The 14,850-nt window shown below is 37.7% G+C and carries 14 protein-coding genes; 8 read left to right on the forward strand and 6 right to left on the reverse strand.

The annotated features are described in order from the left end of the window. Window positions 1-497: 497 nt before the first annotated feature. Both H4O18_RS14320 and H4O18_RS22390 read left to right on the forward strand, forming a co-directional pair. Window positions 498-899, forward strand: a complete 402-nt coding sequence (locus tag H4O18_RS14320) for a hypothetical protein (protein WP_187585734.1) — start codon at window positions 498-500, stop codon at window positions 897-899. 104 nt (window positions 900-1,003) lie between these two features. Then, window positions 1,004-1,138, forward strand: a complete 135-nt coding sequence (locus H4O18_RS22390; RefSeq protein ID WP_281387350.1) for a hypothetical protein — start codon at window positions 1,004-1,006, stop codon at window positions 1,136-1,138. 45 nt (window positions 1,139-1,183) lie between these two features. Here H4O18_RS22390 and H4O18_RS14325 read toward each other — a convergent pair whose 3' ends face one another. Both H4O18_RS14325 and H4O18_RS14330 read right to left on the reverse strand, forming a co-directional pair. Continuing rightward, window positions 1,184-1,891: a uracil-DNA glycosylase family protein gene (locus tag H4O18_RS14325; RefSeq protein WP_187585736.1), complete on the reverse strand. Its 708-nt coding sequence runs from the start codon at window positions 1,889-1,891 to the stop codon at window positions 1,184-1,186. A gap of 137 nt (window positions 1,892-2,028) precedes the next feature. Next, window positions 2,029-5,481, reverse strand: coding sequence for a pyruvate carboxylase (locus H4O18_RS14330; RefSeq protein ID WP_187585738.1), 3,453 nt, complete (start codon window positions 5,479-5,481; stop codon window positions 2,029-2,031). Window positions 5,482-5,688: 207 nt separating this feature from the next. On the opposite strand from H4O18_RS14330, the gene H4O18_RS14335 reads away from it, so the two are divergent. Then, window positions 5,689-5,817, forward strand: coding sequence for a 30S ribosomal protein THX (locus H4O18_RS14335; RefSeq protein WP_103442737.1), 129 nt, complete (start codon window positions 5,689-5,691; stop codon window positions 5,815-5,817). 20 nt (window positions 5,818-5,837) lie between these two features. On the opposite strand, the gene H4O18_RS14340 is transcribed toward H4O18_RS14335, so the two are convergent. The 4 genes from H4O18_RS14340 to H4O18_RS14355 form a co-directional block, all read right to left on the reverse strand. Next, on the reverse strand, window positions 5,838-6,200 hold the full coding sequence (locus H4O18_RS14340) for a hypothetical protein (protein WP_187585740.1): 363 nt from the start codon (window positions 6,198-6,200) through the stop codon (window positions 5,838-5,840). 56 nt (window positions 6,201-6,256) lie between these two features. Further along, window positions 6,257-7,018: a peroxide stress protein YaaA gene (gene yaaA, locus H4O18_RS14345; protein WP_187585741.1), complete on the reverse strand. Its 762-nt coding sequence runs from the start codon at window positions 7,016-7,018 to the stop codon at window positions 6,257-6,259. A gap of 97 nt (window positions 7,019-7,115) precedes the next feature. Continuing rightward, the gene (locus tag H4O18_RS14350; protein WP_187585743.1) at window positions 7,116-8,147 is read right to left on the reverse strand and encodes an RluA family pseudouridine synthase; all 1,032 of its coding nucleotides are present in this window, start codon (window positions 8,145-8,147) and stop codon (window positions 7,116-7,118) included. A gap of 2 nt (window positions 8,148-8,149) precedes the next feature. Further along, window positions 8,150-8,737 carry a PASTA domain-containing protein gene (locus H4O18_RS14355; protein WP_187585745.1) on the reverse strand — a complete coding sequence of 196 codons (588 nt, stop codon included), beginning with the start codon at window positions 8,735-8,737 and terminating at the stop codon, window positions 8,150-8,152. Between the two features lie 202 nt (window positions 8,738-8,939). Here H4O18_RS14355 and H4O18_RS14360 point away from each other — a divergent pair, with 202 nt between their 5' ends. From H4O18_RS14360 to H4O18_RS14380, 5 genes are all read left to right on the forward strand, one after another. Next, the gene (locus H4O18_RS14360; RefSeq protein WP_187585747.1) at window positions 8,940-9,914 is read left to right on the forward strand and encodes a D-alanine--D-alanine ligase; all 975 of its coding nucleotides are present in this window, start codon (window positions 8,940-8,942) and stop codon (window positions 9,912-9,914) included. 114 nt (window positions 9,915-10,028) lie between these two features. Continuing rightward, complete coding sequence (gene coaD, locus H4O18_RS14365) at window positions 10,029-10,487, forward strand: pantetheine-phosphate adenylyltransferase (RefSeq protein WP_187585749.1); 459 nt, start codon at window positions 10,029-10,031, stop codon at window positions 10,485-10,487. Between the two features lie 229 nt (window positions 10,488-10,716). Next, the gene (locus H4O18_RS14370) at window positions 10,717-12,567 is read left to right on the forward strand and encodes a PAS domain-containing sensor histidine kinase (protein ID WP_187585751.1); all 1,851 of its coding nucleotides are present in this window, start codon (window positions 10,717-10,719) and stop codon (window positions 12,565-12,567) included. After that, window positions 12,554-12,964, forward strand: a complete 411-nt coding sequence (locus H4O18_RS14375) for a response regulator (protein WP_187585753.1) — start codon at window positions 12,554-12,556, stop codon at window positions 12,962-12,964. Before H4O18_RS14370 ends, H4O18_RS14375 begins: the two co-directional genes overlap by 14 nt. Window positions 12,965-13,104: 140 nt before the next feature. Continuing rightward, complete coding sequence (locus H4O18_RS14380; RefSeq protein WP_187585755.1) at window positions 13,105-14,850, forward strand: M14 family metallopeptidase; 1,746 nt, start codon at window positions 13,105-13,107, stop codon at window positions 14,848-14,850.

Below are 14,850 nucleotides of genomic sequence, written 5' to 3' on the forward strand. Positions count from 1 at the left end.
GACATTCTAATAAAACTAATTGCTCCCTTAAAACAATTCCACAGATTAAAAAGAGCAATCTTCCTAAATTTAATTTTTATACCAAGGATAGTAAAACCGTTTCAAACCGTCCAATCATTTTCACATTGTTATTCCTGCGCAGGCAGGAATCCAATAGACTGGTATACCCTTTTTATCAGTTCTTTATTGTTTACTAAAAACGACCTATGAATCGAAATTGGAAACTTCCCTTAATATCAGCTTTACTCCAATAACTACATGATCGGATATTAGCCTGCCTTTATTCACACATTGTCATTCCTGCGCAGGCAGGAATCCAATGATCTAGAATTATTTTTGACCATCCATTTTATTTAACCATAAAGCAGATTGTTTATCCAAATTTAACATCTACCTTTAATACAATAAACCACTAATTCTTAGCCCTTTAAATACCTTAAAAAAGTAGTTGCCCCCTGAATAAGTTGAATAACTAAATTGTCATTAATAAAAATGTCATGAAAACAATTCGCTTACTTCTAACATTACTACTTGTCAGTTCAATTTTAGTAGGGCAGACTAAAGAATTCTCAAAAGATTATTTTTTACAAAAAAGTAAAAAACAGAAAACTACTGCCTGGATTTTATTAGGCGGAGGAACGGCTATGTTCGTTGGCGGTGCAGCTTTATTTGATGCCAATTTTTATGGTGGATCAAATAGTGGCGCGGACATAGGCGGATTTATTATGTTGGCAGGAATCATAGCCGATGGGGCCAGTATTCCCTATTTCATTAGTGCCGGCAAAAATAAGAGGACAGCCATGTCATTTACATTTGATTACAAACCAATTTATTTATCCAGTGATAACTTGGCTGCAACACAAGCGTATCCGACGCTTTCCTTGAAAATTAAAATTTAGTCCTTAACATTCACTAACAAAGGTTTATAAAGGCTTTAACGGAACTTTTCAGGTCTTTTTATTAAGTTGGGAAGGAACCTTAAAACTTAAAAAAAATGGGAATTATGAATGATAAGAGAAAGTTTAAAAGAAAAGTCGAACAATCCAATCCTACCAATCCCACAGGGAATACCAATGTGGATACCAATAACTTTGACATTGAAAAGGAAACTATAAAAGATCAACAGAACAAGCATTAGTAGATGCTAAGTAATTCCACAAGTTAAATATATAATGGAATTATTCTAGAAAAAATCTTTATACTGCAAAACCCTGAAATCGATAGTATTGATTTCAGGGTTTTTGTCTTTCATTTTTTTATATGCCTCCAAGCTTCCAACAGCCCTATTGGCCGCCCCGGAAGGCGCAGTTAGCGACACAGTTCTAATGACTCTCCCATCACCTGACAAATCTGCTTCCTGAGGCCAACATGAATTTTCCTTATCGGCGCTTGGAAGAACGAATTGGTGAATGCGGGGAACTTTATTGGAAATCAATTCCAGGTTCAATCCATGTTCCTTTAAATATCTTCTAAAAAAATATTCAGGTCCATTTTTGCTATTTCCTCCAGTGAACAATAGGGTATTTACTTGGGAATACTGTTGTAAATAAGCAAACATGTCCCTTAATACAATATTCTCCATACCTATATCTGAGGCATCCATCTTAGAGCGTTCTGCACTTTGCACTATATCACAAATACCTATTTTGCGTTTCTTTAAAAAACCCATTCGTTGTTGAACGGCCTTTTCCGTAGTTTCAAAATCTAAATTCAGTTTAAAAATACGATCTAAAATAGACCACAACTGACCATCCCGGCTACCATAGCAGAAATCGACATCTCCTTCCTTTAAGTCGCCGGTGGTAAATCTTGGCGGTGGCAAAGTCCCTACGATCAGTTTTGTGGCACCCTCGAACAAAAAAGGTTTATACGGATGTGTATGTAGAAACATTGTGTTATGGGCTTAGGGAATTAAACAGAATTTTTGAACGTACAAAGGTACATGGCTAAAACAAAAAGTTGCAGGGAATTCCCGAAAAATTCGGACCAACCCTGCAACTATCCCATAAAGCAATCACTACTATGCTTTTATTTCAATACTATTACCAAATCCTCGGAATTTACCAAAGATCCACCTTGTAACAGAACCCTATCCACAATACCCTCTTCCGTTGCCGTAACCGTTGTTTCCATTTTCATGGCCTCAATAACAAAAAGTGGCTGGTTCTTTTTTACTTCTTGATTTTTCTTCACTAGTACATTGGACAACATGCCCTGCAACGGAGCACCGATCTCCTTGGCATTGGACATATCGGCTTTTACATTTTCTACCTTATCTACTTTTACAGATTTATCCTTGATAATTACATTCCTCAATTGCCCGTTTACCTTAAAGTATATGCTAACATTACCGGCATCATCGGGTTCGCCTCTAAGCATAAGGGAAACAAGAATATTTTTACCCCTGTCCAACTCTACAATTATCTCCTCCCCTATTTCCATTCCATAAAAGAAATTCTTGGTAGGGATATTCATAACATTGCCATACTTCACATGATGATTATAGGCATCGGTAAAAACTTTGGGATATAATTTATAGGATAGGAAATCGGTAATAAGCAATTCTCGACCCATTCCTGAACTGAACTTTCTTTTGAAAGCATTAAATTCCTTATCAAAATCTATAGGTTCCAAATGGGCATTTGGCCTATCGGTAAAAGGTTTTTCATCCTTTAGAACAATTTTCTGCAACATTGCAGGGAAACCACCGACCGGCTGGCCCAAATCTCCCTTAAAGAAGCCTATTACGGACTGAGGAAAGGAAATAGTATCCCCTCTTTCAAGTACATCTTCTGCCGTTAGCCCATTGCTGATCATATATTGCGCCATATCTCCGACCACTTTGGAACTAGGGGTTACCTTTACAATATCGCCGAACAATTTGTTAACCTCTCCATACATTTTGGTAACCTCGGGAAATTTATCCTCCAATCCCAAGGCTATGGCCTGCCCTTTTAGATTGGAATACTGTCCACCAGGAATTTCATGTTTGTACACTTCACCTGTACCCGACTTCAATCCTGACTCAAAGGTATAGTAGTAATTGCGCACCGTTTCCCAATAATTGGAATATTCAGCCAATTTATCGGTATTCATGTTATTCTCGCGTTCGTTAAACCGCAACATCTCTACCACCGAATTAAAATTGGGCTGGGAAGTAAGCCCTGACAATCCGCCCAAAGCAACATCTACTACATCCACACCGGCCTCAATTGCCTTTAGATACATGGCTGCTTGCGTAGAGGAGGTGTCATGCGTATGAAGATGAATAGGGATATTGATTTCTGATTTTAAAGCCGAAATCAATTCGTAGGCTGCATAGGGTTTTAATAAACCAGCCATATCCTTTACCCCCAAAATATGTGCCCCCGCATTTTCTATATCCTTCGCCAATTGCACGTAATATTTGAGGTCGTACTTGGTTTTGGAAGGATCTAAAATATCTCCAGTATAACAAATCGACCCTTCGGCCAATCCACCTGTTTTGGTACGCACATAATCAATACATGGCCCCATGGATTTCATCCAGTTCAGCGAATCGAAAATTCGAAATACATCTACCCCGGATTTATAGGATTCCTCAACAAACCTCTCTATCAAATTATCCGGATAAGCGGTGTAACCAACTCCGTTGGACCCCCTAATCAACATTTGTAACAAAATGTTGGGCATCGCTTTACGCAACAATTCCAATCGCTCCCAAGGATTTTCCTGTAAAAATCTAAGGCAAACATCAAAGGTGGCTCCTCCCCAAACTTCCAGACTAAAAATCTCAGGATGGTTCTTGGCATAACCCTCGGCAACTTTCAACATATCTACCGTTCTCATACGGGTAGCCAACAAACTTTGATGGGCATCGCGCATGGTGGTATCTGTAAAATGGATCTTTTTTTCCTTCTTCAACCATTGGGCAAATTGTTCCGGACCCAGTTCGGTAAGAAGGTCCTTGGTTCCCTTGGGATAGGCTTCGGTTTTTGGAAAGGAAGGGACTTTGGGTTTGGAAAAAATATGATCTCTATCCAATTTCTTCACATCAGGATTACCGTTTACAATGGTTTCCCCTAAAAACTCTACCAATTTATTGGCCCGGTTCCGAGGTTCCACAAACTTAAACAGTTCAGGTTCATTCTTAATGAAATTCACGGTAACCTTACCTTCCCTAAAAGTAGGATGCTTTAAAATATTGTCCAAAAATGCCATATTGGTCTTTACCCCTCTAATACGGAATTCCGCCAATGCCCTACGCATTTTTCTACAAGACCCGTCCAATGTTCTACTGATTGCCGATACCTTCACCAACATGGAATCAAAAAAGGGCGATATGGCCACGCCCTGATAAATACTACCAGCATCTAACCTAATACCTAATCCAGAAGCACTTCTATAGGTTGTAACTACTCCATAATCTGGCTTAAAATCGTTTCCAGGGTCCTCTGTGGTTATTCTACATTGTAGCGCATATCCCGTAACCACCACGGAGGCTTGATCTTGGATTTTAATTTGCTTATCGGATAGTTTATATCCTCCGGCAATAAACAGTTGAGCTTTTACCAAATCGATGTTCGTAATCATTTCGGTCACCGTATGCTCTACCTGTATTCTTGGGTTTACTTCAATAAAATAGATACTGCCATCATCATCCACCAAAAATTCGACCGTTCCAATATTATTATAGTCCACGGCACGACAAATATCAATGGCGTATTTGTATAGATTATCTTTTGTTTCCTGTGGCAGGCCTATGGATGGAGCAAACTCTATTACCTTCTGATAGCGACGTTGTACGGAACAATCCCGCTCAAATAAATGCACAATATTGCCATGTGTATCGGCAACAATCTGAATTTCTATATGCTTGGGATTTTCCACAAATTTCTCCAAGAAAACCGTATCATCGCCAAAAGCGTTCAGAGATTCCCTTCTTGCCTCCGGGAATCCTTTTTTGAGCTCATCCTCGGTTCGGATAACCCGCATTCCTCGTCCACCTCCACCAGAGGCAGCTTTAAGCATTAATGGATAACCAATTTCCTTTGCTTCTGAAAGCGCAATATCAATGTTGGTCAAATCCTTATCACTACTTCTAATAATTGGAATATTATTGGCAACAGCCACATCCTTGGCTGTAATCTTGTCCCCCAAAGCCTTCAGTACGGAAACCTTTGGACCTACGAAAATAATTCCGTTATCCGCACATTTTTGGGCAAATTTGGCATTTTCGGACAAGAAGCCATATCCTGGGTGAATGGCATCTACATTATTGTCCTTAGCAATTCTGATCAGGGCGTCAATATCCAAATAGGGCTTTAGCGGCTCATTGTCCTCCCCTATCTGATAACTTTCGTCTGCCTTGTAACGGTGCAGGGAATAGCGATCCTCGTAAGTATATACTCCTACAGTTTTTAAACCTATCTCCACACATGCCCTAAAAATACGTATGGCAATCTCTCCCCTATTTGCTACTAATACCTTTTTTATTTTCAACCTTTTACGTTTTAGAATTGCTTAGTTTAATAAAATTTTACTCTTCTACAAACTTAGCATATTAGGGCTAGGTCGCCAATATGTTAAAAGTATATCTTTCAAGAAATTTGTTACAAATCAAAATTAGGGGTAAAAAAGTAGTTTATTCGAAACTTGATAATGAACTATTTATGTTCTAACTTTAAAAAAGATAAAATATAAACACAAATGGGAAAAGGTGATAAGAAATCGAAAAGAGGTAAAATTGTTAATGGTACATGGGGTGCTAGACGCAAAAGAAAAATTAAAAAAAGACCCACAATCGAAGAAAAGATAAATCCTGGGAAGAAAAAATAAGGGCTGGCCGTTAATTCCAATTAATCGACCCTAAAATTCAAAATAACATCCCCCGCTTCGGATATGTTTAGTGCATAGGTGTAAAACCCATTTTCCAATGGTGTTTCACCCACAAAATCTATAGGCTGTAAAATGTAATTCTCTTCACCAACCTTTATATTTATATATGCATATTGATAAGCAGTTTCATATTCCAAATACCCGGAATATTCGTCTGCTCCGATATTTTCGTGAAGCATTGCCTCACTACCAACTTGCACTAGATCAAAGGTAACACTGCTTTCATTTTTTATTCTAATATTGACTCCATCCAGATTGTCATCCCGATCGGAACAACCTATGAAAATAGCAGCAACCAAAACCAGAAAAGCGAATCGTTTCATATTAATCTCAATTAAGTAGGACTTATTTGAAATAACGCTTTTTTTTCAAAAATATTCTATCGTATAAAAACAGGTTGGTTTTCCTTTAAAGTATGTTCCTTACTAAACATATATCCATCCATATTAAACCCTTTTACATCCTCTATGGTTTTGGCCTCGGTATCCAAAATATAACGTACCATGGTTCCCCTTGCCTTTTTCGCGAAAAAACTTATAATCTTTAAATTATCATTCTTCCAATCCTTAAATACTGGGGTAATCACCGGCACTTTTAGATTTTTTTCGTCCACGGCACTAAAATATTCATTGCTGGCCAAATTAAGGAACAGCTCATTGTCCTTCAATTCAGAATTTAGATGATCCGTAATCTGCTTTTTCCAAAATTCATATAGATTCCTTTTACGTCCTATCTTCAATTGCGTTCCCATTTCCAAACGATAGGGCTGCATAAGATCTAAGGGTTTTAGAACACCGTACAAACCTGATAATATTCGTAGCTTTTGTTGAAGACCTTCTAATTTTTCTGCAGCAATAGTGTAAGCATCAAGACCTTGGTAAACATCACCACTAAAAGCATATATGGCCGGCCTAGCATTTTCCTCAGTAAAGGGTACCGAAAACTGCTGGTTCCTTTCCCAGTTGAGCTCCGCAAGATTGGCCGAAATACCCATTAATTTTGCTAAAGCCTTTGGATTTTTCTTTGCCAAAACCTTATTCAACTGTTCCGCCTCTTTTAAAAAATGGGGTTGAGAAAATTCCTTTGTGGGCAATTTACTTTCAAAATCCAAAGATTTTGCAGGTGATATAACTATTTTCATGCTTGGGTCTTATTAAGAATAAGGTCAAAAATAATAGCTGATTATTAAATTACCTAACCCTTTAAAATCTTGTTTTCAATATTGGTATAAAAGAAACCTATTCTGCTTGACTGTGCTTGGAATATTGCTTCCATTTTTCAATACAGTTGGCCATATCCTCAGGGATTTCGGAATCGAACCTCATAAATTCTCCAGAAACAGGATGTACAAACCCTAAGGTCTTTGCGTGAAGGGCCTGCCTAGGTAAAATTTTAAAGGCGTTATCCACAAATTGCTTGTATTTAGTAAAAGTGGTCCCCTTCAATACTTTTTCGCCCCCATATCGCTCATCATTGAACAATGTATGTCCAATATGCTTTAAATGCACTCTTATTTGATGTGTTCTTCCCGTTTCCAGCGTACAGGCGAGCATGGTTACATATCCAAGGCGTTCCAAAACCATATAATGGGTTACCGCCTCCTTGCCCTGCTCCCCTTCAGGGAAAACCTGCATCTGCAATCTGTTTTTAGGATTGCGACCTATATGACCTTCAATGGTTCCTGTATCCTCCTCAACATTTCCCCATACTAGGGCTATATACTCTCGTTCGCTGGATTTATCAAAAAACTGTTTAGCCAAATGCGTCATAGCAGCTTCGGTCTTGGCCACCACCAGTAGACCGGAAGTATCCTTATCTATTCTATGTACAAGGCCAGGACGTTCGTCACTATTTTTCGGCAAATTGTCAACATGGTAGATCAAGGCATTGATCAAGGTTCCTGAATAGTTACCATGTCCAGGATGTACCACCATCCCAGCCGGCTTATTCACCACCAAAAGCACATCATCCTCATAGACAATATCCAAGGGTATGTTTTCTGGTGTCAATAAATTTTCGTGCGGTGGATGGGCAAACATGACCCGTATGTGATCCCCAGCCTTTACTTTGTAATTTTGCTTAACAATAGCACCGTTTACCCAGACATTGCCATCTTTTGCGGCCTGTTGAATTTTATTTCGCGTAGCGTTTTCAATGAAATTCATTAAAAACTTATCTATCCTTAATGGGTCTTGGCCTTTAGAAGCTGTAAAACTATGATGCTCAAAAAGTTCCTCCTCATTTAATTCAAACTCATCCTGTGCTTCCATAATTATTCGGACTCTGCCTTAACTTCTGCTCTTGGGGTAATATTACCATTGCCACAAACCAATTCAATCTTCGAAGTTTTGGGCAATTTGTCACCTGGGACAATGTATTTTCCTTTGTACTTTATATTGTAAACCATATCCTTTCCCAATTCGTCCACATAAGTAACACGTTCCACCTCTAAACCAACAGCTTTGAGCATAGAACTTGCATTCCTTTGGGTAACCTGAATAATATTGGGAATAGTGACCTTTTTATAACCAGAGGGATTAACGGTAATATAAATTTTCCTGCTCTCCTTTACCTTACTCCCTGCACGAGGTGTCTGATCTATAATGGAAAACCTTGGATAGGAGGGATTATAATTAGCCGAATCCAGTACTTCATATCGTAATTTTGATTGATCGATTATTGACCTCATCTCCGTCACCGATAATTTGGCTAAATCGGGGACCTCAACAAACTTACCGTGATTGGTAGTAGCCTTCAGCCATTGCATTGCACCAATAACCAACAATACAGAAACTACCAACGCCAATACCAACTGAATCAAAAAAGATTTACTCGTTAAAAACTTTAAAAAATTTCGCATAGTATATTTTCTTGTGTCGCAAAGATAGAAAACCGAACGCTTTTTCTTTACTTTGAATGCATGATATTTGTTTATTGATTTTGGCGGGCAGATTGCTTTTAAAATATACCTTTAAAATTAAGGCTATTCTTTAAAAATACTTGCGTACCAATAACTTAAATAACGTTCTAAATGACCAAGTATTAAATATTAGATTTAACGAATGAAAAAAAATATTGCAATTATAATGGGTGGCTACTCTAGCGAGTATAAGATTTCCTTAATAAGCGGAGGTGTGGTTTACGACTTTCTGGACAAGGAAAAATTTAACGCCTACAGAATCCATATTTTCAAAGACAAATGGGTCTATGTAGACCACAATCAGAACGAATTTAATGTTAACAGGCATGATTTTACTGTATCCCTGGACTCCGAAATTTTAAAATTTGATTGCGTATTCAACGCCATTCATGGCACTCCCGGTGAGGATGGCCTAATGCAAGCCTATTTACAGCTTATTGGAATTCCACAAACTTCCTGCGACTACTACCAAGCCGCATTAACCTTCAACAAGCGAGACCTATTAAGTGTTTTAAAACCATACGGGATAAAATCCGCTCCATCATATTATATGAACTTGGGCGACCCCATTAACGAAGATGCCATAATAGAAAAAGTAGGTTTGCCGTGTTTTGTAAAAGCCAATAAAGCCGGTAGCAGTTTTGGTATTTCCAAAGTCTATAAGAAAGAAGAATTATTAAAGGCCATTGAAAATGCTTTTAAGGAAGACAATGAAATACTTATAGAGTCTTTTTTAAATGGAACCGAAGTTTCAGTTGGAGTGATTAAATACAAGGGGGAGACCAAAGTGCTGCCCATCACCGAAATAGTATCTGAGAATGATTTCTTTGATTACGAAGCCAAATATGAAGGAAAATCACAAGAAATTACTCCGGCAAGAATAACCAAGGATCAAGAGAAAAAAGTGACTGAAATTGCAAAAAAGGCTTATGAGGTACTAAAAATGAAAGGATTTTCCAGAAGTGAATTCATTTTTGTAGATGGTGAACCTTTTATGTTGGAAATGAATACCACCCCAGGACTCACTACCGAGAGCATTTTACCCCAACAGGCCAAAATAGCGGGTATCCCCCTTTCAGAACTCTTTGAAAGTGCCATTTGGGAAGCATTGGGATAAATTAAGTAATTTTAAAAACAATACCCACCTAAAAAAATAATGGGTATATATATCAACGACCTTTTTCAGTCCTATTTACAACAATAGAGAAAGGTAAAACTTAATAGTGTAAGAATGAAAAGACGTGCCATCTTTCCGGGTTCCTTTGATCCATTGACCCTTGGACATTACGATATAATAAAAAGAGGAATCACTCTTTTTGATGAAATCATCATTGCCATCGGGGTTAACACAGATAAACAATATATGTTTTCCCTGGAGGAGCGTAAAAAATTTATATCCGAGGCCTTTAAGGATGAATCTCAAATAACAGTTCTCACCTATCAAGGATTAACCGTAGACTTTTGCAAAAAAGTAAATGCTGGATTTATCCTTAGAGGCCTTAGAAACCCTGGGGATTTCGAATTTGAAAAGGCAATAGCCCATACCAATCGAAAGCTTTCCGAAATAGAAACCGTTTTCTTGCTGACCTCTTCCGGCAAATCTTACATTAGTTCCTCCATAGTTAGGGATGTCATAAGAAATGGTGGTGACTACACTGGTTTGGTACCAGATTCGGTTAGAACAAAATAGGACAATTCTATTCTTTTGGGATTCCCAAAAATTCAAGTGCATTTATTAAATTATCAAGAATTTCCATGGACCAAGGACTACGGTATCTCTAGCTAGCACGGTCTTAAATCCAACTAAATTTGATAGAAAAATCCTTCATTTTAACAGTACACCACTAATTTTGTCCAATTCACAACAATCTATTCGCAGGTTCACATAATCATACTACTATTGTAGGAAAATGCGACAGATGATTATGAAGACCCCCATTGTATCCAACCAATTCCTGATAAAGCAGCTGCCTAAGCCTACTGCTTTTATCAATAAGGAATTCAAGGTTGTTCTCGCGTCTGATAAGTGGGCTGAAGATTTTAATTTTCAGGGTAAAGATTACATCGGAAAATCCATAAATGAATTGTTTAAAAATGTAAGCAATAAATTGACAGAGACTTTGTTGGCATGCTTCGATGGCAAATTTCCTGAGTCAGGCACAGACGTTTATTTAGACAATAGCTCCAAAGAAAAATGGTTTCAATGGAACAACATTCCGTGGTACGATGAACAGGAAAATATAATTGGTGCCATCATCCAAACCGAAGATGTAACAGATCGCGTTAAAAACGAATTAAGAATTGAGAAACTCGAATTCCTGCAAAAAGAAACTGGTGAACATGGTAAAATAGGCAACTGGGAATACCATAAGCAACAAGATAAGTTCATTTGCTGCGGCATGATAAGGCGTATTTTCGAGGTCGATGACGATTATGAAATAGATATAGATAATTCCGTTAATTTTTACAAGGCAGGCTATAGCAGAAATACCATTTCCATGGCTATTTTTTCGGCGAGGGAGAAGAAAACTTCCTGGAACGAAAAATTGCAGATCGTTACCGCCAAAGGAAATGAAAAATGGGTAAATGTTTCCGGAAAGCCCTTGTACAAGAGTGGCGAATATGTGGGACTCATAGGAATTGTCCAAGACATAACGGATTTTGTACAGAAAGAACAAAAAACCAAAGACAATGAGCACCTCCTAAAAACACTTATCAACAACCTGCCATTACAGATTTACATTAAGGATACCCAATCTAAAAAATTATTGGCCAACAAATCTGAATTGCAGTTTTTAGGAATAGAAAACGAGAACGACATTATAGGCAAGGATGATTTTGACCTATATGACAAGGCTACGGCACAAAAATTTCGGGATGAAGATGTAGAAGTGATGATTTCCCAAAACGCTATGTTGAACAAAGAGCTGACCCGTACCAACCCGGACGGTTCCGTTGTTACCTTTCTTTCCTCCAAGATCCCATTGAAGGGAGATAATGGTGAGGTTACCGGCCTTGTGGGTATAAGCATGGACATTTCTGAGCAAAAACAAAAGGAAAAGGAACTAAAAAGCCTTATTTCCGTCACCTCTTCCCAAAATAAAAAGTTGATAAACTTTGCCCATATAGTCTCCCATAACTTAAGGTCCCATTCTGCCAATTTTGCAATGTTATTGGACTTCTTGGCCAGCGAGGAAGACGAAAAGGAAAAATTAAGAATTATGGATATGCTTACGGATTCTTCAAAAAACCTAATGGACACCCTTCATAATTTAAATGATATTGTGGCCATTAATACAGAATCCAACATAATCAAGAAAGAGGTAAACGTCAATAAAAAAGTAAACGCTGTACTTAAGAAACTTAAAGCACAGTTGGATAGGAACAAGGCCACGGTGATAAGCGAAATATCCGATGACGTAAAAATAAATGTTGTTCCGGACTACTTGCAGAACATTTTGACAAACATAATTACCAATGCACTAAAATACAAGAAACCGGATGTTGACCCAATTATAAAATTAAGCCTTAATTATGTTCAAAATTATACTGTGTTGAGTATTGAGGACAATGGATTGGGATTGGATCTAAAAAAATACGGAACCAAGTTATTTGGAATGTACAAAACTTTTCATGGGAATGCCGATGCCAAAGGATTGGGACTGTACATTACAAAAAATCAAATAGAAGCCATGCATGGCAAAATAAGTGCCAGCAGTCAGGTTGGTATTGGAAGTACTTTTAATTTATACTTTAATGAAAAAAATTAATTCAATTTTCATTGTTGATGATGACCCGATAACGGTTTATGGAATTAAAAAAATATTAAATTCCGTAGCCACTTGCGATGGCATTTTTGAATTTAAAAATGGACAAATGGCCATTGACCGTATAAAGAAAATAATCATCGAAAAATCAGATCTTCCCGAATTAATTTTTTTGGATATTAACATGCCCATAATGGATGGTTGGGAATTTTTGGACGAGTTTATAAAATTACCTATAATTAAAAGTATCAACATAAATATTGTTACGTCCTCCATTGACCAATATGACAAGGACAAGGCTGAAAATTTCAAGTCGTTGACACACCACAGCATCATATTCAACAGCAAACCCATTCGAAGATCGGAAATAGAAGAAATTACCACTGCCATTTCAGTTTAATACCCAAGTTTTAGCTAACTTTGAGTTTTTGAGAATTAATTTTGGGCGTATTTCAACACAATTAACTCCAAACACACCCTAAATTTCCTATTAACGGCAAAGCAGTTTTTTTTGAGTTTTAAACAAAATTTTAATGTAGCATGAAACTTCTGGTAAGACTTTTTCTAGTGCTCTGTCTTATTTCTTGCGAGACCAAAAAAGAAAGAAAAACCGAAAACATTGAGACTGTTTTTGAGCGTAGCAATGGAGAAGAAACAGCAACTTATCTTCAAGTAATTGACTTCTACCTGCAACTTGCCAAAGAATTTCCCGAAATAAATATTCAGATCATAGGTAATACCGATAGCGGTAATCCCTTACATATGGTTACCTACAATCCAGATGCCGATTTTAATTTTCAAAAAATTGGAAGGGATAAGAGCATCCTATTTATAAATAACGGCATACATCCAGGAGAAAGCGATGGCATAGACGCAACAATGCTCTTATTTAGGGACTTGGCCATGAAAAACATGGATTCCCCCAAAAACACGGTTGTAGTTACCATTCCTGTCTATAATGTTGGCGGGGCACTAAACCGGAATTCAACATCCCGGGTAAACCAAAATGGACCTAAAGCCTATGGATTTAGGGGCAACGCAAAAAACTATGACCTAAATCGCGATTTTATAAAATCGGATACCAAAAACGCCCATACTTTTGCCAAAATTTTCCATTTAATAAAACCCGATATCTTTATTGACAACCATGTTAGTAATGGTGCTGATTACCAATACACACTTACCCACTTGTTTACACAGCATAATAAACTTGGAGGGGACTTGGGTAATTACCTACATAAAGAGATGATGCCCGCCTTGGAGAATTCATTGACCGAAGCGGACTGGGATATTTCTCCGTATGTAAATGTATTTAATCAAGTACCGGAAAAGGGATTTTCCCAATTTATGGACTATCCCAGGTATTCTACCGGATATACTACACTATGGAACACCTTGGGCCTCATGATTGAAACCCATATGCTAAAACCCTATAAACAAAGAGTAGAAGGCGTATACGCTTTAATGACCAAAATTTTGGATCTATCTGAGAAAGACTACAAAAAGATTAAAAATTTAAGGGAGAATGCTTTTGAAGTATATCTAGAGAGACAAAACTACCCGCTTCAATGGGCCATAGACACCACACGAAGTACGGTTCTGGAATTCAAAGGTTACGAAGCCGATGAATTTAATAGTGAAATAACGGGCTTTCCCAGACTAAAATATGATAGAAACCGGCCGTTTGTAAAGGAAGTCAACTATCAAAATTACTATATTCCAGTCCACGAGGTAGAAATCCCTAAAGCATATGTAATAAGAAAGGGCTTTGACAAAATAATAGACTTACTGACTGTGAACCAGATAAGCTTCAAAACCTTAAAAGAAGATACTTCCTTTGCTGTAGAGTCATACAAGATAGACAGTTTTAGCACTTCCAAAAATTCCTTTGAGGGCCATTATCCTCATTACAATACCAAAGTGCTTCGGACCAACAAAAAAGTAGATTTCACTGCAGGTGATATTCTGGTCCCCACAAATCAAAAAGGGATGCGCTATTTATTGGAGACTTTGGAGCCGGAAGCTACGGACTCCTTCTTTAATTGGAATTTTTTCGACGCTATCTTACAGCAAAAAGAAGGGTTCTCACCATATGTCTTCGAAGATCTTGCGCTGGAAATTCTACAGGAGGACAAAGAAATCAAAAACCAATTCGATCTAAAAAAAGAAATCGACAGTACGTTTGCCAGCGATTGGTATGCCCAATTGGACTGGATCTTCAAACGGTCCAAATACTACGAACCGGAACATATGCAATATCCCATTTACAGAATCCTAAAAGATTAA

Origin of the sequence: Arenibacter arenosicollis, assembly GCF_014397245.1 — a bacterium.
Taxonomy (GTDB): Bacteria; Bacteroidota; Bacteroidia; order Flavobacteriales; family Flavobacteriaceae; genus Arenibacter; species Arenibacter arenosicollis.